This window comes from Spongiibacter pelagi (assembly GCF_014705705.1).
GTDB lineage: Bacteria > Pseudomonadota > Gammaproteobacteria > Pseudomonadales > Spongiibacteraceae > Spongiibacter > Spongiibacter pelagi.
On sequence record NZ_JACXLD010000001.1, the window covers coordinates 597,812 to 619,571 of the forward strand.

20 protein-coding genes are annotated in these 21,760 nt (G+C 50.1%); 11 read left to right on the forward strand and 9 right to left on the reverse strand.

All coding sequences use genetic code 11. The annotated features are described in order from the left end of the window. Window positions 1-346 precede the first annotated feature (346 nt). The 5 genes from IB286_RS02795 to IB286_RS02815 all read left to right on the forward strand — a co-directional run bounded on the left by IB286_RS02795 (window position 347) and on the right by IB286_RS02815 (window position 5,639). Window positions 347-1,039 (forward strand): TorF family putative porin, encoded by a 693-nt coding sequence (locus IB286_RS02795; protein WP_190762195.1) that lies wholly within the window; start codon window positions 347-349, stop codon window positions 1,037-1,039. A gap of 72 nt (window positions 1,040-1,111) precedes the next feature. Beyond that, window positions 1,112-1,450 carry a P-II family nitrogen regulator gene (glnK, locus tag IB286_RS02800; RefSeq protein WP_190762197.1) on the forward strand — a complete coding sequence of 113 codons (339 nt, stop codon included), beginning with the start codon at window positions 1,112-1,114 and terminating at the stop codon, window positions 1,448-1,450. A 66-nt stretch (window positions 1,451-1,516) separates the two neighbouring features. Then, complete coding sequence (locus tag IB286_RS02805) at window positions 1,517-2,761, forward strand: ammonium transporter (RefSeq protein WP_190762199.1); 1,245 nt, start codon at window positions 1,517-1,519, stop codon at window positions 2,759-2,761. Window positions 2,762-2,962: 201 nt separating this feature from the next. Further along, a complete protein-coding gene (locus IB286_RS02810; RefSeq protein ID WP_190762200.1) occupies window positions 2,963-3,649 on the forward strand; it encodes a TorF family putative porin in 687 nt (228 codons plus the stop codon). A 109-nt stretch (window positions 3,650-3,758) separates the two neighbouring features. After that, a complete protein-coding gene (locus tag IB286_RS02815) occupies window positions 3,759-5,639 on the forward strand; it encodes a hypothetical protein (protein ID WP_190762202.1) in 1,881 nt (626 codons plus the stop codon). Between the two features lie 60 nt (window positions 5,640-5,699). On the opposite strand, the gene IB286_RS02820 is transcribed toward IB286_RS02815, so the two are convergent. The 4 genes from IB286_RS02820 to serA form a co-directional block, all read right to left on the reverse strand. Continuing rightward, window positions 5,700-6,044 carry a type II toxin-antitoxin system RelE/ParE family toxin gene (locus IB286_RS02820; RefSeq protein WP_190762204.1) on the reverse strand — a complete coding sequence of 115 codons (345 nt, stop codon included), beginning with the start codon at window positions 6,042-6,044 and terminating at the stop codon, window positions 5,700-5,702. Beyond that, window positions 6,037-6,261: a type II toxin-antitoxin system prevent-host-death family antitoxin gene (locus IB286_RS02825; RefSeq protein WP_190762206.1), complete on the reverse strand. Its 225-nt coding sequence runs from the start codon at window positions 6,259-6,261 to the stop codon at window positions 6,037-6,039. The genes IB286_RS02820 and IB286_RS02825 overlap by 8 nt, the downstream gene beginning before the upstream one ends. Before the next feature lie 97 nt (window positions 6,262-6,358). Then, window positions 6,359-6,733: a hypothetical protein gene (locus IB286_RS02830; RefSeq protein WP_190762208.1), complete on the reverse strand. Its 375-nt coding sequence runs from the start codon at window positions 6,731-6,733 to the stop codon at window positions 6,359-6,361. A gap of 5 nt (window positions 6,734-6,738) precedes the next feature. Then, window positions 6,739-7,965, reverse strand: a complete 1,227-nt coding sequence (serA, locus tag IB286_RS02835; RefSeq protein WP_190762210.1) for a phosphoglycerate dehydrogenase — start codon at window positions 7,963-7,965, stop codon at window positions 6,739-6,741. Between the two features lie 85 nt (window positions 7,966-8,050). Here serA and IB286_RS02840 point away from each other — a divergent pair, with 85 nt between their 5' ends. Both IB286_RS02840 and IB286_RS02845 read left to right on the forward strand, forming a co-directional pair. Next, the gene (locus tag IB286_RS02840) at window positions 8,051-9,463 is read left to right on the forward strand and encodes an FAD-binding oxidoreductase (protein WP_190762213.1); all 1,413 of its coding nucleotides are present in this window, start codon (window positions 8,051-8,053) and stop codon (window positions 9,461-9,463) included. 27 nt (window positions 9,464-9,490) lie between these two features. Then, a complete protein-coding gene (locus IB286_RS02845) occupies window positions 9,491-10,165 on the forward strand; it encodes a fumarylacetoacetate hydrolase family protein (RefSeq protein ID WP_190762216.1) in 675 nt (224 codons plus the stop codon). Between the two features lie 10 nt (window positions 10,166-10,175). On the opposite strand, the gene rpiA is transcribed toward IB286_RS02845, so the two are convergent. Further along, window positions 10,176-10,847 carry a ribose-5-phosphate isomerase RpiA gene (gene rpiA, locus IB286_RS02850; protein ID WP_190762217.1) on the reverse strand — a complete coding sequence of 224 codons (672 nt, stop codon included), beginning with the start codon at window positions 10,845-10,847 and terminating at the stop codon, window positions 10,176-10,178. A gap of 116 nt (window positions 10,848-10,963) precedes the next feature. Between rpiA and IB286_RS02855 the strand changes: the two genes are divergently transcribed. The 4 genes from IB286_RS02855 to IB286_RS02870 all read left to right on the forward strand — a co-directional run bounded on the left by IB286_RS02855 (window position 10,964) and on the right by IB286_RS02870 (window position 16,017). After that, window positions 10,964-11,662 (forward strand): glutathione S-transferase family protein, encoded by a 699-nt coding sequence (locus IB286_RS02855; protein WP_190762218.1) that lies wholly within the window; start codon window positions 10,964-10,966, stop codon window positions 11,660-11,662. Window positions 11,663-11,699: 37 nt separating this feature from the next. Continuing rightward, on the forward strand, window positions 11,700-12,857 hold the full coding sequence (locus IB286_RS02860; protein ID WP_190762219.1) for an acyl-CoA dehydrogenase family protein: 1,158 nt from the start codon (window positions 11,700-11,702) through the stop codon (window positions 12,855-12,857). A gap of 277 nt (window positions 12,858-13,134) precedes the next feature. Further along, window positions 13,135-15,483, forward strand: coding sequence for a TonB-dependent receptor (locus tag IB286_RS02865; protein ID WP_190762220.1), 2,349 nt, complete (start codon window positions 13,135-13,137; stop codon window positions 15,481-15,483). A gap of 285 nt (window positions 15,484-15,768) precedes the next feature. Further along, window positions 15,769-16,017, forward strand: coding sequence for a hypothetical protein (locus tag IB286_RS02870; protein WP_190762222.1), 249 nt, complete (start codon window positions 15,769-15,771; stop codon window positions 16,015-16,017). Window positions 16,018-16,210: 193 nt separating this feature from the next. Here IB286_RS02870 and ald read toward each other — a convergent pair whose 3' ends face one another. The 4 genes from ald to safD form a co-directional block, all read right to left on the reverse strand. Then, on the reverse strand, window positions 16,211-17,332 hold the full coding sequence (ald, locus tag IB286_RS02875; RefSeq protein WP_190762224.1) for an alanine dehydrogenase: 1,122 nt from the start codon (window positions 17,330-17,332) through the stop codon (window positions 16,211-16,213). Continuing rightward, window positions 17,329-18,885, reverse strand: a complete 1,557-nt coding sequence (locus IB286_RS02880) for an alanine/glycine:cation symporter family protein (RefSeq protein ID WP_190762226.1) — start codon at window positions 18,883-18,885, stop codon at window positions 17,329-17,331. Before IB286_RS02880 ends, ald begins: the two co-directional genes overlap by 4 nt. Before the next feature lie 18 nt (window positions 18,886-18,903). Continuing rightward, a complete protein-coding gene (locus IB286_RS02885; RefSeq protein WP_317889683.1) occupies window positions 18,904-20,304 on the reverse strand; it encodes an aminotransferase family protein in 1,401 nt (466 codons plus the stop codon). Window positions 20,305-20,384: 80 nt separating this feature from the next. Then, window positions 20,385-21,755: a sulfoacetaldehyde dehydrogenase SafD gene (gene safD, locus IB286_RS02890; RefSeq protein WP_190762228.1), complete on the reverse strand. Its 1,371-nt coding sequence runs from the start codon at window positions 21,753-21,755 to the stop codon at window positions 20,385-20,387. Window positions 21,756-21,760: the final 5 nt, after the last annotated feature.

Below are 21,760 nucleotides of genomic sequence, written 5' to 3' on the forward strand. Positions count from 1 at the left end.
CCCAAATAGGGGCGCGATTTGCGGGGTTAAATTTGAATAAATGCTCAAAATAGGGCGGAAGACCGAGGGCGGTAGGGATAAAAGCCAGTGCAAATTTGGCGTTTGCGGAAAAAAGATTTCAATTTGCCGAAATGTTGTTCTGTTTTGGTGCGTGGCGCAATTTTGGTGCATTGCTTGGGGGCTTTTTGTGGCGGAAATTAAGTCCAAAAACGGCATTGTTTTTTATCCTTTTGTTTTTATTGGTTTTTTTAGTTTTGGCACAGCCTGTGCTTTTAGGTTGGCTGTGCGGTTTCTGATGAAATGTGCTTCTCAACTGCGCACTCAAAAAACTAGGAGACTTTTGAAAATGAAATCAATGAAAAAAATGCTTGGTCTGGCAATTCTGGCGGGTGCACCAATGGCAGCTTCGGCTGCTGAAGTAAGCGGCAACGTAACACTGGCTTCTGACTACACCTTCCGTGGTATCTCTCAGACCAGTGAGCGCGGTGCGATTCAAGGTGGATTCGATGTCGATTTCGGCAACGGTTTCAGCCTGGGTACTTGGGCGTCAAATATTGATGCAGATGCAGGAGCTCCCGATGGTACTTCGCAACAAGAGCTGGATATCTACGGTGGTTATGGCTTTGCAGTTTCTGAAAGCGTAAGCATTGATCTGGGCTACATTCACTATATTTATCCCGGCCTAGAGAAAGAGTTCAATTACGACGAATTCGTGGTTGGCGTTTCTGTATCTGATTTCTCTGTAACCCTTGTTTACTCTCCAGATTACTTCGGTGCTGGTGGTGACGATGCTTTTATTCTGAACTTGGACTACAGCCTGTCAGTAAACGATGCGGTAAGCATTGATTTCCACGTTGCTCAAACTGATCACAAAGTTGGTGTTGTGGACTCCGATGACGGTTATGTCGATTACTCGGTTGGTTTTAACTACGACGTTGCTGGTGTAACTCTGGGGCTGGCTTACGTTGGTACCGACTTTGATGCCAATAGTGATAGTGCGGACGACCGCATGGTTCTGTCTATCTCTAAAAGCCTGTAATTGAGTGCTCGAGGCCGGGCTTGTCCGGTCTCGAATCCACTTGTGTTTTGGGGCGACCCATAGGAGAAAAAAATGAAATTAATTACAGCGATTATCAAGCCTTTCAAGCTTGACGATGTTCGCGAGGCGCTCTCCGACATCGGTATCCAAGGCATTACTGTGACTGAAGTGAAAGGCTTTGGTCGTCAGAAAGGCCACACGGAACTTTATCGTGGTGCGGAATACGTTGTTGATTTTCTGCCCAAGGTAAAAATTGAGGTTGCAGTTGCCGACGGCAATGTAGACCCAACCATCGAAGCCATCAGCAAGTCTGCCAATACCGGCAAGATTGGTGACGGAAAAATCTTTGTTTCCAGCCTAGAGCAAGTGGTGCGTATCCGTACCGGCGAAACTGGCGAAGAAGCAATTTAACAAAACGAATAAGCGGAGCTTCTTGCTCCATAACACGATACTTATCTTTCCCCTTGGAGGGCTGTGATGGAAGACATCATTCAGGTCAAGTACGCCCTAGACACGTTCTACTTCCTCGTGATGGGCGCCTTTGTAATGTGGATGGCAGCAGGTTTTGCCATGCTCGAGGCCGGTCTGGTTCGCTCTAAGAACACGACTGAAATTCTTACTAAAAACATCGCGCTGTTTGCGGTGGCATGTACCATGTACCTCGTTTGCGGTTACACCATTATGTACGGTGGTTCCGAAAGCGGCTTCCTGCCAGATAGCTGGTTTGGTAACTCAATCTCTGATGCAACAGTAGAAGAAGTATTAGCCTCTAACGGCGACACTTACTACTCTGGTTCTTCAGACTTCTTCTTCCAGGTTGTGTTCGTTGCAACTGCTATGTCGATTGTGTCCGGTGCGGTTGCCGAGCGCATGAAGCTGTGGGCTTTCTTGGCCTTCGCTGTGGTGATGACTGGTGTTATCTACCCGCTGCAAGGTTCTTGGAGCTGGGGCGGTGGCTTCCTGTCTGAAGCAGGTTTCTCTGACTTCGCAGGTTCCGGTATCGTTCACATGTGTGGTGCTTCTGCGGCACTGGCTGGTGTTCTGCTGCTGGGCTCTCGTAAGGGCAAATACGGCGAAAACGGCCAAGTTAATGCGATCCCTGGTGCAAACCTGCCAATGGCGACCTTGGGTACCTTCATCCTGTGGATGGGTTGGTTCGGTTTCAACGGTGGTTCTGAGCTGATGGTGTCTAACATCGAGGAAGCTAACGCAACTGCGCAGGTTTTCGTTAACACCAATGCGGCGGCTAGCGGTGGCTTGATTGCAGCCCTGATCGTTGCCCGTATCCTGTTTGGCAAAGCTGACCTGACTATGGTTCTGAACGGTGCACTGGCTGGTCTGGTTGCTATTACCGCTGACCCACTGTCTCCAGATCCAGTTTCTGCAACTCTGATTGGTGCAGTAGGTGGTGTACTGGTTGTGTTCTCAATCTTGGCCTTGGACAAAGTGAAAATCGACGATCCAGTTGGTGCGATCTCAGTTCACGGTGTTGTTGGTCTGTGGGGTGTAATGGCAGTACCGCTGACTAATGGCGATGCGACTTTCGGTGGCCAAATCTACGGTGCACTGGTTATCTTCGGCTGGACCTTCGTAGCTAGCCTGATCGTTTGGGGCATCCTGAAAGCAGTAATGGGAATCCGCGTCTCTGAGGAAGAAGAGTACGAAGGTGTGGATATCTCTGAATGCGGTATGGAAGCCTACCCAGAGTTCACCAACAAGTAAGTCTCCCCGTTTGGTGATTACTTCGGCGCCTTCGGGCGCCTTTTTTGTTTGAGCCGAATAGTCTCCCCCTTCTAGATAAATTCAGCAAGTAAAAATTAAGGGTATTTGCACTGTTCTGGTGCTTATAACTTTGTGATAGTTTCTCTGCCATGCTTAGTTGCACTATAAACTGGCATATATAAAAACTTGGAGAGAGAAATTATGAACTCAGCTAAAAAAATCCTTGGTCTAGCTATTCTGGCCACTGCGCCGGCAATGGCCTCTGCGGTAGAAGTTTCTGGCAACGTAACCTTGGCTTCTGATTACACCTTCCGTGGACAGTCACAAACCAATGAGCGTGGCGCGATTCAAGGTGGCTTTGATGCCGACTTTGGCAATGGTTTTACGCTGGGCGCGTGGTCATCGAATGTTGATGGCGGTGCAGGTACAGAAAATACTCAAGAACTTGATCTGTACGCAGGCTACAGCTTTGCAGTTTCTGAAGGCGTTAGTCTTGATCTGGGTTATACCCACTACATTTATCCAGGCAAAGAAGTTGAATCTAACTACGATGAATTCTTGGTCGGTGTTTCTTTCGCTGGTGCGTCTTTAAGTGTGATCTACTCGCCTGAGTACTTTGGTAGTGACAACGGTTCTGCTGTAATCACTAACTTGGACTACTCCATGGCCGTGAATGAAGCAGTAAGCATTGATTACCATATTGGCTATATCGATGGTGCGGAAGACGGCATCGTGGATAGCGATAGCCAGTACGTCGATTATAAAATTGGCGTTAATTATGGCGTGGGTGGCGTGACTCTGGGCTTGGCTTATGTGGGCACAGACACAGACTCCAACGCGGATATTCTTGACGACCGTATGGTTCTGTCTATCTCTAAAAGCCTGTAATTAAAGGCTTAGAGAAATGAAAGGCGCCTTTGGGCGCCTTTTTTTGCCCATCAAGAAAAACCTTACCAATATACCGACTTTAAATACGCACTAAGTAAAGGAATGCGCAATGGCATTTGATTACGGATCGATAGATTTAGGCCTGAGAAATCCATTTAAGAAGGAAGGAGCCGTAACCAGCATACGCGGCGTGCTGGTAGCGCTAATGGGTTTGTATCTTTTGCTGGCTGCGGCCGGAGCAGTTCAAACTGATCCCTATAAGGGCTGGGTGCTAGTGGCTTTTGGTATTGGGCTTTTAGCTAGTGGGGTTGCAAGTGTATCTGGTGGCGTTCTTGCAATGCTTCGCTATTTTGTTGGTCGTAATCACCCGACATCACTTGCTAGCAATGCCAGTCCGTCCGAGTCTTCTACGGCGCAGGAGGAAAGTAGCTATGTGTTTTATACCCAGAAATCATTGATAGAGATGGTGGTGGGTAGAAAGAATGCGACTTTCATTGAGCCAGTCGGTTTGCTCGCCCGCTTTGTACATAGTGTCATCCCCCGGCTCACCTATATGCCGTATCCCATAAGAAATATGGCGCAGGGCCTATTTGGCGCTTGGGTAAAAACAGTGGTTGCTCTTATTGCTTACGCGCTGGTTGCATTTGTTACTCTAGCGGGATTTGCAGGTGAAGCTGGACAGTTTATTTTTCCAGTGTACTCAATCACTCTAACAATATACCTATTTCTTGTTTGGCGACAGGCGGGTAAAGCGATTGCTCGAGATGTGGCTAGAAGTATTCCATCAATGGGTGGCGGAGAGTTGGTTAAGGTTATTTCTGCTGCGATTATCTTGCCGGTTGCGGTTGGATTAGCTGCGAGTTTGTTCAGTTCAACTACGGGCGTGCCTTTGTCTGAAGCACGTGAGTTTCTTGTCTACTTCCCGTCTACTTATACTGTTTATTACCTAGTCGCGATTATTGTCAGTGCGAGCGCGTGCACGGCAATTATTATGTTGATGCTGCATAAACGATTGAAATTCGCTAACCCTTCGGTGGAGGTGTCGGAGCTGCGCGAAAATTGGCAGGAGTCTGTGCATCCCAATGAGATATTTATAAACCTTGATAATTTGGTGATGGCAAACCGCAGATATAAGGAAGTGCCAAATAGGGTTTATAAGGGTATGGAGCCACAACTGCGTGAACAGGTTGAAGGTAAAGGTAGCTTTCATGGCGAAATGATGCAGGAAGTTCAGCCTCGGGTTAGAGAAATGAACTTGGGTGAGGGATTTATTAAGGCGCGCTTGGCTAGCCTTGTTTCTGGCAATGTTTTGTTCTTGGTCGCGTCGATTATTACCTTGTCACTGGCCTTCACGTTCGCAGATGGATTGGTCTTTATCCGGGGTGTGATTGGCGCATACGGCATTGACCAGCTAACGGGTGAGGAAGTGCTGGCTATTTCCGGTGTGATTGAAAAGGTGCTTCATCTTGTTTTAGTGGCGGGTTTGGTTCGCGCATTTGCGCGTATTTTAGCGAATTCGGCCCATCTGTTTTTTGCTGAGATCCAGTTCGAAAGTGACTTAATTTACTTCAAAGTGGACGGAACATTTACAGAGTCGAAGATCTCAACCGGCGCGGCGATTCATGATTCTACACGATCAGAAAACACCTTGGTTCGCTCGAGTATTACGCCTTGGGTTATTGTTTGCCGACTGGTAACAACAACATTTGCGAGTACTGGAATGCGTAATCTTGAATACCCTCGCTACATTATGGAAATGCATAAAAACGAACCGGAGTTGGCCAGTATTAGGTCAGATGTGATCAGCTTCCTTAAGGATCGCGAGTCTATTGCATCTATTACCAGTGCTCGGGATTTGGAAAACGCGTCTCAGATACATGCCATTAACAAGCAGTCTCGTGCGATTCCAGTTCAGTCCCAAGAGGCATTGCAGAAAATGGACGATGATGCGGCAGGCTATCTACGTCGTGCTGAGGCTGAAGAGGAGTAAACGGCTTCTATTGAAGGGATGTTAATTGGGCGCTCGTAGGAGCGCCTTTTTTGTTAAGAATTATTCCATCTGCAGGGTTGTTTCATATAAAAGTTGCGCAATGCTTTGGCGGCTATCCATTACTAAGATAAGTATCACTTCTTTTGTGGTTTCATTGACGCGATAGAAAACCAAGTTGTGCTGATCTACCAGTAACTGGCGGTATTCGTTAAATCCGAGGCTTGCTAGTCGCTCGCTAATGGGGGCAGCAAGTGGATTGTCTGAGAGTTTTTCAAGCTGAAGTTTAATGGTATCGCGGCAGCTTATTGCGGCTTCGTTCCCGTATTTATTTCTTAAAAACTGGCTCAGTTTCCTGAGTGTTATCTTGAATGTTGGGGTGGCGACAACAGTATACCCCTTAGACATCAAAAGCCTCGTCAAGAGAGAGCGGGCCCTTCTGATTTAGGCTGCGTTCAGAAAGGTTAATCAGCTTCAGTAATGCTAGGGTTTCTTGCTGTTCTTGGTATGCGGCGGCATCTTGCACAACGTAGACCTCTTTGCCATTTTGGGTCACATGTAGAGGGGTGTCTAAAGACAGATTGTTGGCATTTGCTTTCAGATAAGAAACGGTTTGAATGTTCATTTTCTGGCCTAGAGGTCTAAATATAGACTGATTATAGGCTTGAGCTGCGGGGTTTTCCACTGGTCATAAATTGATCGGTGCTGGTGGTTTTGACGGTTTAATTTCCCACTGTTGGTGGCGTGGTATTCGCCACCCACTCCCACCACTGGTGCTCACCTTCAGGCTTGTTGGTATCTTGGCAGCGGTGAATATCCCAGGTCACAAGATAATCGGGGTTGCTCAGGGTTTTGTTGTTGCCCGCCGGGTAGTCGCCTTTGGGGGCGACAAACCAGGGGGCGAGTGAGGAGGGGATGGTAAATTCTTCGTCATCCGCATCGCGCAGGGTTATGCCTTGCTCGGCGGTAACACGAACCACGGTGCCGCCGAGTAGGCGCTGCTGCAGCAGTTGGCCGTCGACCTCGAAATAACTGAGGCCGACCACGGCAGTTTTATCTACCAAGGCGGCCAGTTGTGGGTCGAGAATATCCGCCATGCTGCTTAGAACAGAATCCGGCAGCGAATGGTTTCAGGAATTTCTGAAAGTTTTTGCAGGGCCAGATCACTAGACGCCTGATCAATATCAATAACCACGTAACCCACTTCATCATTGGTCTGCAGGTATTGGCCGGAGATATTGATATTGTTCTCAGAGAAGACTTGGTTGATGGCGGTGAGAATGCCGGGCACGTTGCGGTGAACGTGAAGCAGGCGGTGCTTGCCGGGGTGGGCAGGCAGGGCCACTTCGGGGAAGTTCACCGAGGAGGTGCTGGTGCCGTTATCGGAGTATTTAGCCAGTTTGTCGGCCACTTCCAAGCCGATATTCTGCTGGGCTTCCATGGTGGAGCCGCCGATATGCGGGGTTAGGAATACATTGTCGAACTCGCGTAGTGGCGACACGAATTCATCGTTATTGCCGCGTGGCTCTTCCGGGAACACGTCAATCGCTGCGCCGGAGAGTTTATTGTCGCGCAATGAATTGGCCAGTGCGTCGATATCAACCACAGTGCCGCGAGAGGCGTTAATCAGAATGGCGCCATTTTTCATTTGTGCCAGTTCGTTTGCGCCAATCATATTTTGCGTGGAGTGGGTTTCGGGTACGTGTAGAGACACAATATCCGAGGTCGCCAGCAATTCGCCCATGCTCACTTGTACGGCGTTGCCCAGTGGCAGTTTGTTCACCACATCAGTGAAGCACACTTCCATGCCCAGACTTTCAGCGATAACCGAAAGCTGCATACCGATCGAGCCGTAGCCGATAATGCCCAGACGCTTGCCGCGAATTTCATAGGAACCCACGGCGGTCTTCAGCCATTCACCACGGTGGGCGGCGGCGTTCTTCTCGGCAATGCCACGCAGTAGCAGGATTGCTTCGGCGATAACCAGCTCGGCAACCGAGCGAGTGTTAGAGAAGGGCGCGTTGAATACCGCAATACCGTGTTCGGTGGCGGCGCGCAGATCCACTTGGTTGGTGCCAATACAGAAACAACCTACAGCGATCAGTTTTTTGGCCGCCTCAAAAACCTCGGCGGTCAGTTGGGTGCGCGAGCGAATGCCGACAAAATGGGCATCGGCAATTTTTTGCTTGAGCTCGTCGTCAGGCAGTGCTTTTTGGTAGTAGTCGATATTGGTGTAGCCGGCGGCCTGCAGTGCATCTACGGCGGATTGGTGCACGCCTTCCAGCAACAGAAATTTGATCTTCGCTTTATCAAGAGAAGTTTTCGCCATGGGATGTGGTCTCGCGGAGAGGTGTTCAGAAAGCGCGCTATGTTATCATAAAACACTTTTCCACGTTGTTATTTCGAGGCCATCGATGGCGTCTGCCCCCCAAATTACTGCCCCAGAAACGATTTTGAGCGAACTTAGCGCCATTGTTGGCGAGGATAAGCTGCGTACCGATCAGGATACCTTGCACAGTCACGGCCGTGACTGGACCAAAGCCCACGAGCCAGCGCCATTGGCGGTGGTGTTTCCACGCACTACCGAAGAAGTTCAGGCCGTGGTCAAGCTGGCCAATGCTCTGCATTTTGCCATTGTGCCTTCGGGTGGGCGCACCGGCCTCAGTGGTGGGGCGGTGGCGGCCAGCGGTGAAGTGGTGGTGTCCTTCGATTATATGAATCACATTTCTGACTTTAATCCGGTAGATCGCACCGTGGTGTGTCAGGCGGGGGTGATTACCGAAACCCTGCAAACCTTTGCTGAAGAGCACGGCCTTTATTACCCGGTGGATTTCGCCTCGGCGGGCTCCTCGCAAATTGGCGGCAATATTTCCACTAATGCCGGCGGCATTAAGGTGTTGCGCTGGGGCATGACTCGCGATTGGGTGGCGGGCCTGAAGGTAGTAACCGGTGCCGGTGAGATTTTGGAATTGAATCGCGGTCTGCTGAAAAATAATGCCGGTTACGATTTGCGGCAATTGTTCGTTGGCGCGGAAGGTACGCTGGGTTTAATTACGGAAGCGACCATGCAGCTCACTCGCCAGCCGAGTAACCTCACGGCCTTTGTGCTTGGTGTGGAAAACTTCGACGGCATTATGAAGTTGTTTAACCGCTTTCAGTCGGAAATGGATTTGACCGCCTTTGAGTTTTTCTCCGAACAGGCCTTGCAGAAAGTGGTTGCCCATAGCGGCTTGCAGCGGCCTTTTGAATCGACCTGTCCCTATTATGCGTTGCTAGAGTTTGAATGCCTTAACGATGAGGTGGCGGAGCAGGCCATGGCCTTGTTTGAGGCCTGTGTAGAAGAAGGCTGGGTGCTTGATGGTGTGATGAGTCAGAGCATTGAGCAGCTAAAAAATCTGTGGCGGCTGCGTGAAGATATTTCTGAAACCATCTCTCAATGGACGCCCTATAAAAATGATATTTCCACCATTATTTCCCGCGTGCCTGATTTTTTGGAGGCCGTAGAAAACTTGGTGAATGCCGAATATCCCGACTTTGAAATTATTTGGTTTGGCCATATTGGCGACGGCAATCTGCACCTGAATATTCTCAAGCCCGACAATTTAGACAAGACTGACTTTTTTGAAAAGTGCGGCAAGGTCAGCATTGGCGTATTTGAAATTGTGCAGCGTTATCAAGGCAGTGTTTCTGCTGAACACGGTGTTGGCTTGCTGAAAAAACAATACTTGGGTTACTCGCGCAGCGCGGAAGAAGTCGCGCTGATGCGTCAGATCAAGCAGGTGTTTGATCCCAATGGGGTGATGAACCCCGGCAAAATTTTTGACTGAACCGCCGGTTTTATTATCGAGTCTTTTATGAGTTACCAGCATCAATTTTTAGATGGAACGCCGTTTTCAGCTGCGCCGGGTAAGGTGGTTTGTGTCGGTCGCAATTATGCGGAGCACGCCAAAGAGCTAAATAACCCGGTGCCAGAATCACCGATTCTGTTTATGAAGCCGGCTACCGCAATGGTGAGAATGGGCGAGGGGCTGGAACTTCCCGCCGGGCTGGGTGCCTGCCATCACGAGTTGGAAATGGCGGTGCTGATTGGTGCCAAATTAAGCCGTGCTGCGCCTGAAAATGCGATGCTGGCTGTGGCGGGTTACGGCCTAGCGCTGGATTTAACCCTGCGCGATTTGCAGTCACAGCTTAAAACCAAGGGTCATCCTTGGGAGCGCGCCAAGGCCTTTGACGGTGCCTGTCCGATATCAAACTTCATCAGTGTCGAGGCGATTTCAGATTGGCAGCAATGTGGTTTGCGTCTAACCCGCAACGGAGCAGTGCAGCAGGATGGCCAGTGTAACGATATGATTTTTGCATTGCCGGAGCTGCTGGCGGAAATCAGCCAGAGTTTTACCCTGCAACCGGGTGATGTGGTGCTAACTGGAACGCCAGCGGGGGTAGGCCCACTGGTGTCAGGTGATGAACTACAAGCTGAATTACTGTTTGCTGGCGAGCCGGTGATTGTTCAACGCGCCAGCGTAAAATAAGCCCGAGTTTCTAAGGGGTGATTTCTCTCACCCCATTGCTGGTGCCTAGTAGCAGCACGTCGGCTGGGCGCAGCGCAAACAGGCCGTTGGTCACTACGCCGACAATGGCATTAATCTCTTCTTCGGTTTTCTGCGGTGTGGCGATCATAAAATCGTACACATCGAGAATGATATTGCCGTTGTCTGTTACCACGCCTTCACGATAAACCGGATTGCCGCCCATTTTGAGCAACTCACGTGCGACATAGCTGCGCGCCATGGGGATTACTTCCACTGGCAAGGGGAAGGCGCCAAGCTGATCAACCAATTTGCTCTCGTCGGCAATGCAGATAAATTTCTTGCTGGCCGCTGCCACAATTTTTTCGCGGGTCAGCGCTGCGCCGCCGCCTTTAATCAGCTCCAAATGACTATTGCTTTCATCGGCGCCATCCACGTAAACCCCTAGGGTTCCAGCATCGTTTAGCTCGATTACTTCAATGCCGTGACTGCGCAGACGCTGGGCCGATGCCTCGGAGCTGGCAACAGTGCCTTTAATGTCGTCACGAAATTCCGCGAGCAAATCGATAAAGAAATTGGCGGTGGAGCCTGTGCCAATGCCGATGATTTCACCGTCAAAAATTGCGGGTTTCACCATCTCGATGGCGGCAGCGGCGACCGCTTTTTTCAATTCATCTTGAGTCATAAGGGTGTCTTGCTGTGGGTTGAGTTCGAGCCGCCTAGTATAGAGCCTAGACAGACTTCATTCATCCTCTGTGGTGGCGTAGACTGCGGCAACACCAAAAAACAGGGAAAATGATAATGACGACTGAAACCGCCAAACCCAAACTTTGGCACTGCTGGGGCTCCCGTTCACTGCGGCCACTGTGGGCGCTAGAGGAAATGGGGCTGGATTACGAGCTGGTCAACCTGCCGTTTCCGCCGCGAATGTTTCAGCGCGAATTTCTGGAAGATAACCCGCTGGGTACCGTGCCGTATTTTACCCACGGCGAAATCAGCATGACCGAGTCCAGTGGCATTTGTCTGTATCTGGCAGAGCGCTTTCAGCAGCATGAGTTGATGTTGCCGATAGATCATCCCGAGTACGGTGATTTTTTGAACTGGCTGTTTCAGAGCGATGCCACTCTGACTTTTCCGTTGACCTTGGTATTGCGTTACTCCCAATTGGAAGCGCCAGAAAATCGCTCCCCCAAAGTTGTTGAAGATTATGCCAAATGGTTTTTGGCGCGCCTGAAACGCCTCAATGCGCATCTGGAAAACCGTGAATATCTCTGTGATGGCCGCTTTACTATTGCCGATATCGCGGTGGGTTTTGCGCTGTGGCTGGGAGAATCTCTGGGCTTGGCGGAATGCTATGCACCGCATGTGCGCGATTATTTAGCGCGTATAAAAGAGCGGCCAGCGTATAAGCGGGTTGAGAATGTCGGGATTGAGGCCTCCTCCTTTAGGCCGCTGCCCTATCCCTTTGGTATGGATTTGCCGGATTTAACCGCTCGATAATCCATCTAATCTGAAAAAAATAATAAGAGGTCACCTCATGATTCTTACCGAACAGCACCAAGCCCTGCGCCAAACGGTTGCGCAGTTTGTTGATAAAGAGATCAACCCCTATTGCGATGAATGGGAGCGGGCGGGAATTTTCCCTGCCCATGAGCTATTCAAAAAAATGGGCGATTTGGGGCTGCTCGGTATTGCCAAGCCAGAAGCCTATGGCGGTATGGGGCTAGATTACAGTTATCAAGTGGTGTTCTCCGAAGAACTGGGCCGGGTCGCGAGCGGTGGCGTATCGATGGGGATTGGCGTGCAAACCGATATGGCCACGCCGGCACTAGCCAAGTTTGGCAGTGATGAATTACGCCGTGAATTTCTGGTGCCGGCCATTGCCGGTGATGCGGTATTTTCCATTGCGGTGAGTGAGCCGCATGCAGGTTCGGATGTGGCGGCGATTAAAACCACGGCCCGCAAAGACGGAGACGACTACATTATCAATGGCAGCAAAATGTGGATTACCAATTCCACCCAGGCCGATTACTTATGCCTGCTCGCCAATACCAGCGAGGGCAATGCTCACACTAATAAATCACTGATTATTGTGCCGACCAAAACGCCCGGTGTGAGTTTTTCAGAAAAGCTCGACAAGCTCGGTATGCGCGCCTCTGATACCGCGCAGGTGTTTTTTGACGATGTTCGTGTGCCGCAACGCTACCGTATCGGCGATGAGGGGCAGGGCTTTGTCTATCAGATGATCCAGTTTCAAGAGGAGCGGCTTTACGCCGCGGCGGGTAACCTCAAAGGCATGGAAGGCTGTATTCAGCAGACCATCGACTACACCCGCGAGCGTCAGATATTTGGACAATCGCTGCTGGATAATCAGTCTGTTCATTTTCGCTTGGCGGAATTACAAACCGAGGTCGAAGCCCTGCGAGCCTTGGTATATAGCGCGGTTGAGGGCTATATCAACGGCGAAGATGTGACCATGAAAGCCTCTATGGCCAAATTAAAAGTCGGGCGCTTGTCTCGCGAAGTCACCGATGCCTGTCTGCAGTATTGGGGCGGCATGGGCTTTATGTGGGACAACCCCATTGCCCGCGCTTATCGCGATAATCGCCTGATTAGTATTGGCGGCGGTGCCGATGAAGTCATGCTCAGTATTATCTGTAAGCTGATGGGCACCTTGCCAAGTAAAAATCGGTAACGGGTAAGCGTGACAGCCTGTTGCGCTATTGTCATATCAGTCCACTAAACTATAGTGGTTAACGCTAGGGAACCTCTGATTAATTACTGCATTTGCAATCTCAGTTGTCGGAGCTGCTCGAAATGCTCATTTATTTGCATATAAATTCCGCTTTCTGCGCTGCTGCGACAACCAATCTTGCTGCACTCGCTACATTAATCAGAGGCTCCCTAGTTCATAAAGATAACAATAAGGCCCTGCAAACGCAGTGACGGCAATCTGAAAGAGGTTGAGGAAAATGGTGCGGACTCAAAACCGTCGTGAACGACAAAACCCGTTGCGAGTATTTAATGCGGCGTTACCCATATTGGCATTGAGTGTATCCGTGCCGGGCTATGCGCAAATTGAAGAAGTATTGGTTACCGCGCAGAAACGCGAACAATCCCTTAGCGATGTGCCTATTAATATCAACGCCATGAGCGGCGACAAAATGGCAGAGCTGAATATTCAGCAGTTTGACGATCTGGCGAATTTTGTTCCCGGCCTAGAGGTGCAGGAGCAGAGTGCGAACAACCCTGCCTTTGTGATTCGCGGCATTACCTCCGACTCCGGTGAGGCCTTTATTGAACCGCGTATTGCGATATTCCAAGACGGTGTGCCGTCGTCGCGTTCACGCGGATCGTTTTTCGAATTGCACGATCTTGAACGCGTCGAAGTTGTTAAAGGGCCGCAGAGTACCCTGTTTGGTCGTGCGGCATTGATTGGCGGCATTAACGTTATACAGCGCAAAGCCGATTACGAGTGGGATGGTCAGCTTAAACTGGGTTATGGCGAAAGTGTGCGCAGCACCAAATACAAGGAAATTGGCGCGCAATTGGGTGGGCCAATTATTGACGAAACCTTGGCCGCTCGCGTTTCTCTGATAAAAAAGAGCCGCGACCCCTATGTGGAAAACCTGCTTGGAGGCGAAGGCTTTAATGGCGCGGATGTCGAAGCGTGGCGGGTGTCGCTGCGTTTTGATCCCCTTGAGTCATTGCGTATCGACCTGATTGCCAATAGCCAAGAAGATACCCCGCCCGGCACCGGATTTAAAAACAATCGCTTTGCGCCTCCCGGTGGCGATACCAGCCCCTATTCTGGCGCGGCTCTGCAAAGTTTTGGCGGTTTTAGAAACAACGCTGAATTGGGCCTTGAGCGCAGCTTAGATAGCGTGACCGGTATTGTGGCTTGGGAGATTAATGATACCTGGACATTTACCGCGATCTCCGGCGTGCGGGAATTTGAGTCGGAAGAAGTGTTCGATGCCGACGGTTCTCATCACAATATTTTGGTGGCGGCAGAGGTCGCTGAAGGCGAACAATTCAGTCAGGAACTGCGCTTCAACTATGATGCCGGTGGCGATCTAACCGCCTTCTTCGGTGCCAATTATCTGGATGAAAGTGGCAGCCAGTACGTGCCCGTGGCGACAGATGCCACCGTGGGCATTCCTTTCTTTCTGAATTTTCTGGCCACCGGCGAAGCCAGCGAACCTGTGTTGCCAGCTTCCGGTATTTTGTATGAAGAGGAATTTTCCAACGGCAGCGAATCGCAATCGATTGATTTGTTCGGCGATGCTACTTGGCGCTTCAGCGAAAAGCTGGAGCTAACTGCCGGTATTCGCTGGACTCGCGACGATAAATCGACCAGCTACTATGGCCGTTCAAAGCCGTTGGCAGATTTGTCCGCATTGCCGATTACGCTGCCGATTCCGGTGCTGGCAGATCCCGGCTCAACCTTGTTTATTGCGGCTAGTGAAAATGGCGAACAACAAGAAGCCAGCGATACCTTTAGTGGTTTGTCGTGGCGCACGGTTTTGGCCTACCACTTCACCGAGGATTTTAATGCCTGGGCAAGTTATGCCCGTGGTCGTCGGCCGGAAGTTATCGCGTTTAATACCCCGGCCGGAGGTAGCTTTGTTGAGCCGCAAACACTGGATGCCGAGCTGGTAGATTCCATTGAAGTGGGCGGTTTTCTCAGCCTTTTTGAGAACAAACTGAATATCAGTGGTTCAACCTTCTACTACGAGTACACCAATTTCCAGACAACGATTTATGTTCCCGGTGAGGCGGCGGTGGAAGTCCTCAATGCCGGATCGGCCAGTTCATACGGTTTAGAAATTCAGGTAGACGGCCAAATAAATGAGAATATATCGGCCTTCTTTAGCTACGGTTATAACCACGGGCGCTTTGCCGATAAAGACGACTCCGGGCAAGAGCAGCAATTCGCTGGCAATCATTTCCGCTTAAGTCCAGATCACAGCGCGGCGATTGGTGCGACCTTCCGCCTGCCAACCCGCTACGGTATTTTCTCAGCAACGCCATCGTATAGTTATAAATCTAAATATTTCTTTGACGACAATAATGACCGTCCAGACTTGCAGGAAGTGGACAGCGTGCAAGATGAATTTCAGCCCGCTTACGGATTACTGGATATGACCTTGAGTTATGAAATTCCCGATGGCCGATTTGCCGTGGAGATTTTCGGCAAAAACCTGCTGGATGAAGACTATCTACTAGATGCCGGTAATACTGGAGACAGCTTTGGATTGCCCACCTTCATTCCCGGCCCAGACCGTTTGATTGGCCTGTCGTTTACCGCTCGTCTGTAAACCTCTCAAGCCCTCGGCGATTATGCCGGGGGCTTTTCTTTTTAGAGCTCTTAATTTTCTTATATTTTTAAATCGAATAATAAAGTCTAATTTAAGACTTAAAACACACAGTCCGCTGCTTTATAGTGCGCAAAATATAAGAGTAAAAATCAAAATAAGGGATTAAAATAGTGCGTCGTGCACTATTTTTGATATGGTTATTGCGCTTAAATTTTAAGCTAAATAAAATTGCGCCACTCACTTAAGTGAGCCCTTTTTCCCTAATTTTGATAAGAAGAAATTGCCATGAAAACTCAAAACCGTCAGTTTGCTGTTGGGATTCTTGCCTTCTTGATGATCTCTGGTGCGTCTGCTCTGGAACAGGGTTCCGCCAGCGAATGTGAAAAAATTGAACGCAATATGGGCCAGTATGAAAAACTGAAAGCCCAAGGTGGTACTGCCAATGAGCAATCCAGATGGCAGAGCCGTCAGGATCACTACGCGGCCATGTATTCTGAGCTGAGCTGCCAGAATAGCATTGCTCAAGTTCGCTAAGCCGAAGAGCTAAGTTCGATTCAAAAACGCTTCAGTATTTTCTGAGGCGAAATAAAAAAGCCGTCGCCCTTATGGGAGACGGCTTTTGTTTTTCTACGCTCTCTGTTTTAAAGCCTGAGCCATTTGAGTATTCGAACACCGCCGACGGCCAAGAGTGCAAACGCAGTAATTAATCAGGCTCCTTAAGGGTTCCTTAGGCGGCTGAGCTTAGGCCCGGAGTGTAAGGCTTATAAGGGTAGCCCAGCGCATCCGCCACCGCCTTATAAGTCACTTCGCCCTGATGAATATTCAAGCCCTTTGCCAAGTGCGGATTGTCTGCCAGTGCACCTAATCCTTTGTTGGCCAATTGAATAGCGTAAGACAAGGTTGCGTTATTCAGGGCGATGGTTGAGGTGCGAGCTACGGCGCCGGGCATATTCGCCACACAGTAATGCACCACGTCATCAATGATAAAAGTTGGGTCGTCGTGGGTTGTTGCTTTTGAGGTTTCAAAACAACCACCTTGGTCGATCGCCACATCTACCACAACCGCGCCGCGCTGCATTTTGCTAATGGTTTCGCGGGTCAGCAGCTTGGGGGCGGCAGCGCCGGGAATTAGCACTGCACCAATTACCAGATCCGCCGTTAGCGCATGTTCTTCAATGGCGGTATTGGTGGAGTAGAGGCAGCGAACCTGACCACGGTATTTGTTATCCAGCTCGCGCAGGCGCGGCAGTGAACGATCCATAATAGTCACGTCTGCGCCCATGCCTACTGCCATTGCAGCGGCATTATCGCCAACCACGCCGCCGCCGATAATCAGCACTTTAGCGGGAGCCACGCCGGGTACGCCACCGAGTAACATGCCGCGACCGCCCTGAGCTTTTTCAAGGTGATGAGCGCCAGCTTGAATTGACATGCGACCGGCTACTTCAGACATCGGCGCTAGCAGGGGCAGGCCGCCGCGTTCGTCGGTGACGGTTTCATAGGCAATACAGCTTGCACCTGAGGCCAGCAACAGTTCGGTTTGCTGTGGGTCTGGCGCAAGGTGCAGGTAGGTGTAAAGAATCTGGCCGGGGCGCAGCATTTTGCATTCTGCAGGCTGAGGTTCTTTAACTTTGACAATCATATCCGCGGTGGCAAAGACCTCTGCCGCAGTTGGCAGAATAGTCGCGCCGGCATCAAGGTATTGATCATCAGTAAAGTCGATAGCCAGTCCGGCATCTTTCTCTACAAACACGGTATGACCAAAGCCGATTAATTCTTTTACCGAAGAAGGCGTTAAACCAACGCGGTATTCACGGGTTTTGATTTCTTTAGGTACGCCAATTTTCATTTTACATCTCCAATGGGATAGGCATCTGTTGCTTCACGAGAAGCCATGTTTTGTTGAAACCGTTTGAGTTCGGCTTTGACTTTAGGGGCCAGCATGTACAGGCCGATAATGTTGGGAATACAGATCAGGAACACCAGTGCATCAGAGAAGCTCAACACCGCTTCAAGCTGAATGCTGCAACCAAGGGCGACGAAGAAGCAGAACACCAGTTTAAAAATCAGCTCTTTCTTCTGGCCTTCGCCAAACAGGTAAGTCCACCCTTTAAGGCCGTAGTAGCCCCAGGCAATCATGGTTGAGTAGGCGAATAAGAAGCCGGCGATTGCAATAAAGGCGGGTGACCAAGAAATATTGCGCTCAAAGGCGTAAGAGGTGATTTCAATACCGCCCAAACCTTGTGAGAAATTAGGCTCGTAATATTGGGTGGTGATAATCACCAAGCTGGTCAGTGTGCAAATGATGATGGTGTCGATAAAAGGCTCAAGCAGCGCGACATAACCTTCGGTAATCGCGTTATCGGTACGCACCGCAGAGTGGGCAATGGGTGCTGAGCCAATCCCTGCTTCGTTGGAAAACACGGCGCGTTGGAAGCCGATAATCATCACGCCCAGAATGCCGCCGGCCATACCCGAGCCGGTAAAGGCGTTGCTGAGAATGGTGGAGAAGGCGAAAGGCAGCGCGTCGTAATTCATCAGAATCATCACCAGCGCGCCGGTGCAGTAGAACACCGCCATAAAAGGCACGATCTTGCTGGTGACGCGGGCAATGGATTTGATGCCGCCGATAATGACCAGCGCGACACTAATGGCTAGAAAAATACCGAACAACCAGCCCTTATCTGCCAGCCAGCTCTGTTCTGCGCCACCGGTGACGTTAACAACCTGAGTGTATGCTTGATTCGACTGGAACATATTGCCGATACCCAAACAACCAATCACGATACCTAAAGCGTAGAAACTTCCGAGGAATTTGCCAATACGGGATAAACCGCGATCTTTAAAGGCGCGCTCAAGGTAGTACATCGGGCCGCCAGAAACACTGCCGTCTGGGTTTTCGCGGCGGTACATGGTGCCCAGCGTGCACTCCAGAAACTTGGTCGACATGCCAAAGAAACCGGCCAAAATCATCCAGAAAGCCGCACCGGGGCCGCCAATGGAAATGGCGATAGCCACGCCGCCAATATTACCGATACCCACGGTGCCGGAGACGGCGGTGGCCAGTGCTTGGAAGTGGGAAACCTCGCCCTTGTGTTCCTTGCAACTGTAGTCGCCGCGCACAATTTTCAGTGCCTGCGGCAGGCCGCGAATATTAAGAAAATTGAAATATCCGGTGAAGAAAATGGCCGCGCAGATTAGCCACAGAACAACCAGTGGCAGGTCGGCGCCCATCACTGGGATTTTGTAAAACACCACGGCCGAGAGTGCATCCGCCGCCGGGGTTACAAACGCGTTAATGGTGTCGTCCAAGCTGGCCAGAGAATAATTACTGGCCAGCAGGGTGGAGAGGAAAATAAGTCGCTTCTTGTTGCGCAGGGCGCGTCGTTTGAGCAGGTCCATATCGCAGATTCCTATTGCTTAGTTCTGGAGTGGCGTCGCTTCAAAAGAGCGCTCAATAATGCTGACGATTTCTTCAATATCTCCTTTAGTGGCTATCAAGGCCGGGCTTAGACAAAGGGTGTTATTGAATAAATCAAAGCTGCGGTTGGTGCGGCCGATCAGTAGTCCGTTTTTGGCGCAGGCGCCGGCAATCTGTACCGCATAAGATTCTGGTGCGGGGGTTTTGCTTTCGCGATCAGTTACCAGTTCAATACCCGCGAACAAACCTTTGCCGCGAACATCGCCAATGACCGGGAATCGGTTCTTTAAGTGATGAAGTCCTTCCATCAAATAAGTCCCCATTTTCTTAACGTTAGAAAGTAATTCTTCACGCTCAAGAATTTCCAAGGTTTTTAAGCCGGCGGTCGGGCCCGCAGTGCAGCCGCCAAAAGTGCTGATGTCGCGGAAATACGGCATACGCTCAGAAGCCGGGGCTTTGAATTTTTCAAACACGGCTTCCGTGGTCACGGTGCAAGAGATGGCGGCGTAGCCACTGGCAACGCCCTTGGCCATAGTGACAAAGTCAGGTTTGACATCGTAGTTTTGGTAGCCGAACCAAGTGCCGGTACGGCCAAGGCCGCAAACCACTTCGTCGATATGCAGCAGCACATCATATTTTTTGCAAATTTCTTGAATGATGGGGAAGTATTCCGGCACGGGTGGAATCACGCCGCCGCCGGCGGTAATGGGTTCAAGTACCACAGAACCTACCGTTTCTGGGCCTTCTTCCAAAATGGCGCGCTCAAGGTCTTGGGCGCATTCAATATTGCATTCGCCGTAGGTTTTGCCGAAGGGGCAGCGGTAGCAGCAGCAGTGGCTAAAAGAAGAAAAACCGGGAACAAAGGGGCCGTACTGTTCACGACGTTCGGCCTGCCCTGTGGAGCTCAATGCGCCAATAGTGGTGCCGTGATAATCGCGGTCGCGATAGATGATTTTGTACTTCTCGCCGTTGCCATTGATGTGGGCCAACTGGCGGACCATCTTGTAGGCTTTTTCATTGGCTTCAGAACCGGAGTTTGAAAAATACACACGGCTCATGCCGGGCATTTTATCAATCAAAGCAGCGGCGTATTCGGCAGCGGGAACGTTGCCTGCAGAGTTGGCGAAGTAGCACATTTTCAGTAGCTGATCGCGAACAGCATCGGCAATTTCTGTACGGCCATAGCCTACGTTTACCGACCAGACACCGCCCGAAGTGGCATCGAGAAATGTTTTACCATTGATGTCGGTAACCCGCATTCCTTCGCCGGATTCAATAATCATTGGGTCGCTTGAATCAAACACTGAGTGTTGAGTCAGGTGATGCCAAACATGCTTTTTATCGCTTGCGATGATTTCAGACATATCATCAAATTCCTGTGTAGCTGACATGGATTTCATGGCTTTCATCCTGCTTAAATTTGCTCAAACTTATCAGTGCCAGATGTGGCGACTTCACTGGTCCAGTAAACGTAAAATTTTTAAATCACGAGGGTTTTTAAATAGCTCATCTCACGGATGGCGTATTTAATGCCTTCACGACCGGCACCGCTTTGTTTAACGCCACCAAAGGGGAAGTGCTCGGTGCGAAAGCCGGGGCCGTCATTACAGGCTAAGGTGCCCACATCCAGCTCTTCAAAAAGCGTGCGAGCAATCGCAAGGTTTTGGGTGAAAACCCCGGCCTGTAGTCCGTAAGGGCTGTTATTGATGATGGGAATAATTTCTTCGATATCGTTGAATTTGGTCAGTGGTAACACCGGGCCAAAGACTTCTTCTTTCATCAACAGGCAATCCACGGAGAGATTTTCAAGGATGGTTGGGTAAACAATCGCGCCGTCAAATTTATTACCCGCAGTGACGGTGGCACCGTGAAAGATGGCATCTTCAATAAAATATTGAATCGATTCGGCGGCTTTTTTACTGATTACCGGGCCGATAAAAGTGTCTTCTTTCATCGGGTCGCCCACCACCAGCTTCTGGGTTTTCTCTAACAGTAAATCCCTAAACGCATCGTAAATATCTTCGTGCAGAAAAATGCGTTTAGCCGCCGTACAGCGCTGGCCTGCAGTAGCTAGGCGCTGATTTATAGACGCATTAACTGCGGCCTCAATATCTCCGTCAGGTAAGACGATCAAGGGATCATTGCCACCCAGCTCTAGTAATAATTTCTTGTAGCCAGAAACCGCTGAAATGGCATTGGCGGCGTTAGTGCCGCCGGTGAAATTAATACCATCTACAAGATCGTGGCTATTTAATTTATTGAGGTCTTTATCTGCCGGCATGGCAAATTGCAGTACGTCTTCAGGAATACCAGCTTGATAGCAAAGCTGAGTAAACAGCATGGAGGATTGTGTGTTTACCGGGCTGGCTTTAAACAGAATGGCATTGCCAGCGGCAAAGGCGGGGCCGATTTTGTGCATGGCAATATTGATGGGAAAGTTAAAGGGCGTGATACACAAAATAGTGCCCAGAGGCTTCCACAGAGAAATACCAATTTTGCCGCGCGCGGGCGGAAAGGCATCTGAGTCTAGGCACTCGCCAGAAATTTGCCGGGCTTCTTCGCTGCTGGATTTTGCGGCATTCACGGCGCGGCTCATTTCTACGCGCGAGTCGGAAATAGTTTTGCCTGTTTCCAGTGTAATCAGCTTTGCCAGCTCTTCTGCGTTGTCGCTTAGTAGGCCTGCGAGGTTTCTTAAAATATCTGAGCGCTCAAAGGCGGTGAATTTCTTTTGCGTTTTCTGACCGCTTTTTAGTAGCTGCAATTTGGCTTCAACTACGTCCCAACTATCGTAAAGGTGGCTGGATAAAACCGAGTTGTCGAAGGGGTTGGTAACGGTATATGAATCAGTCATGCGAG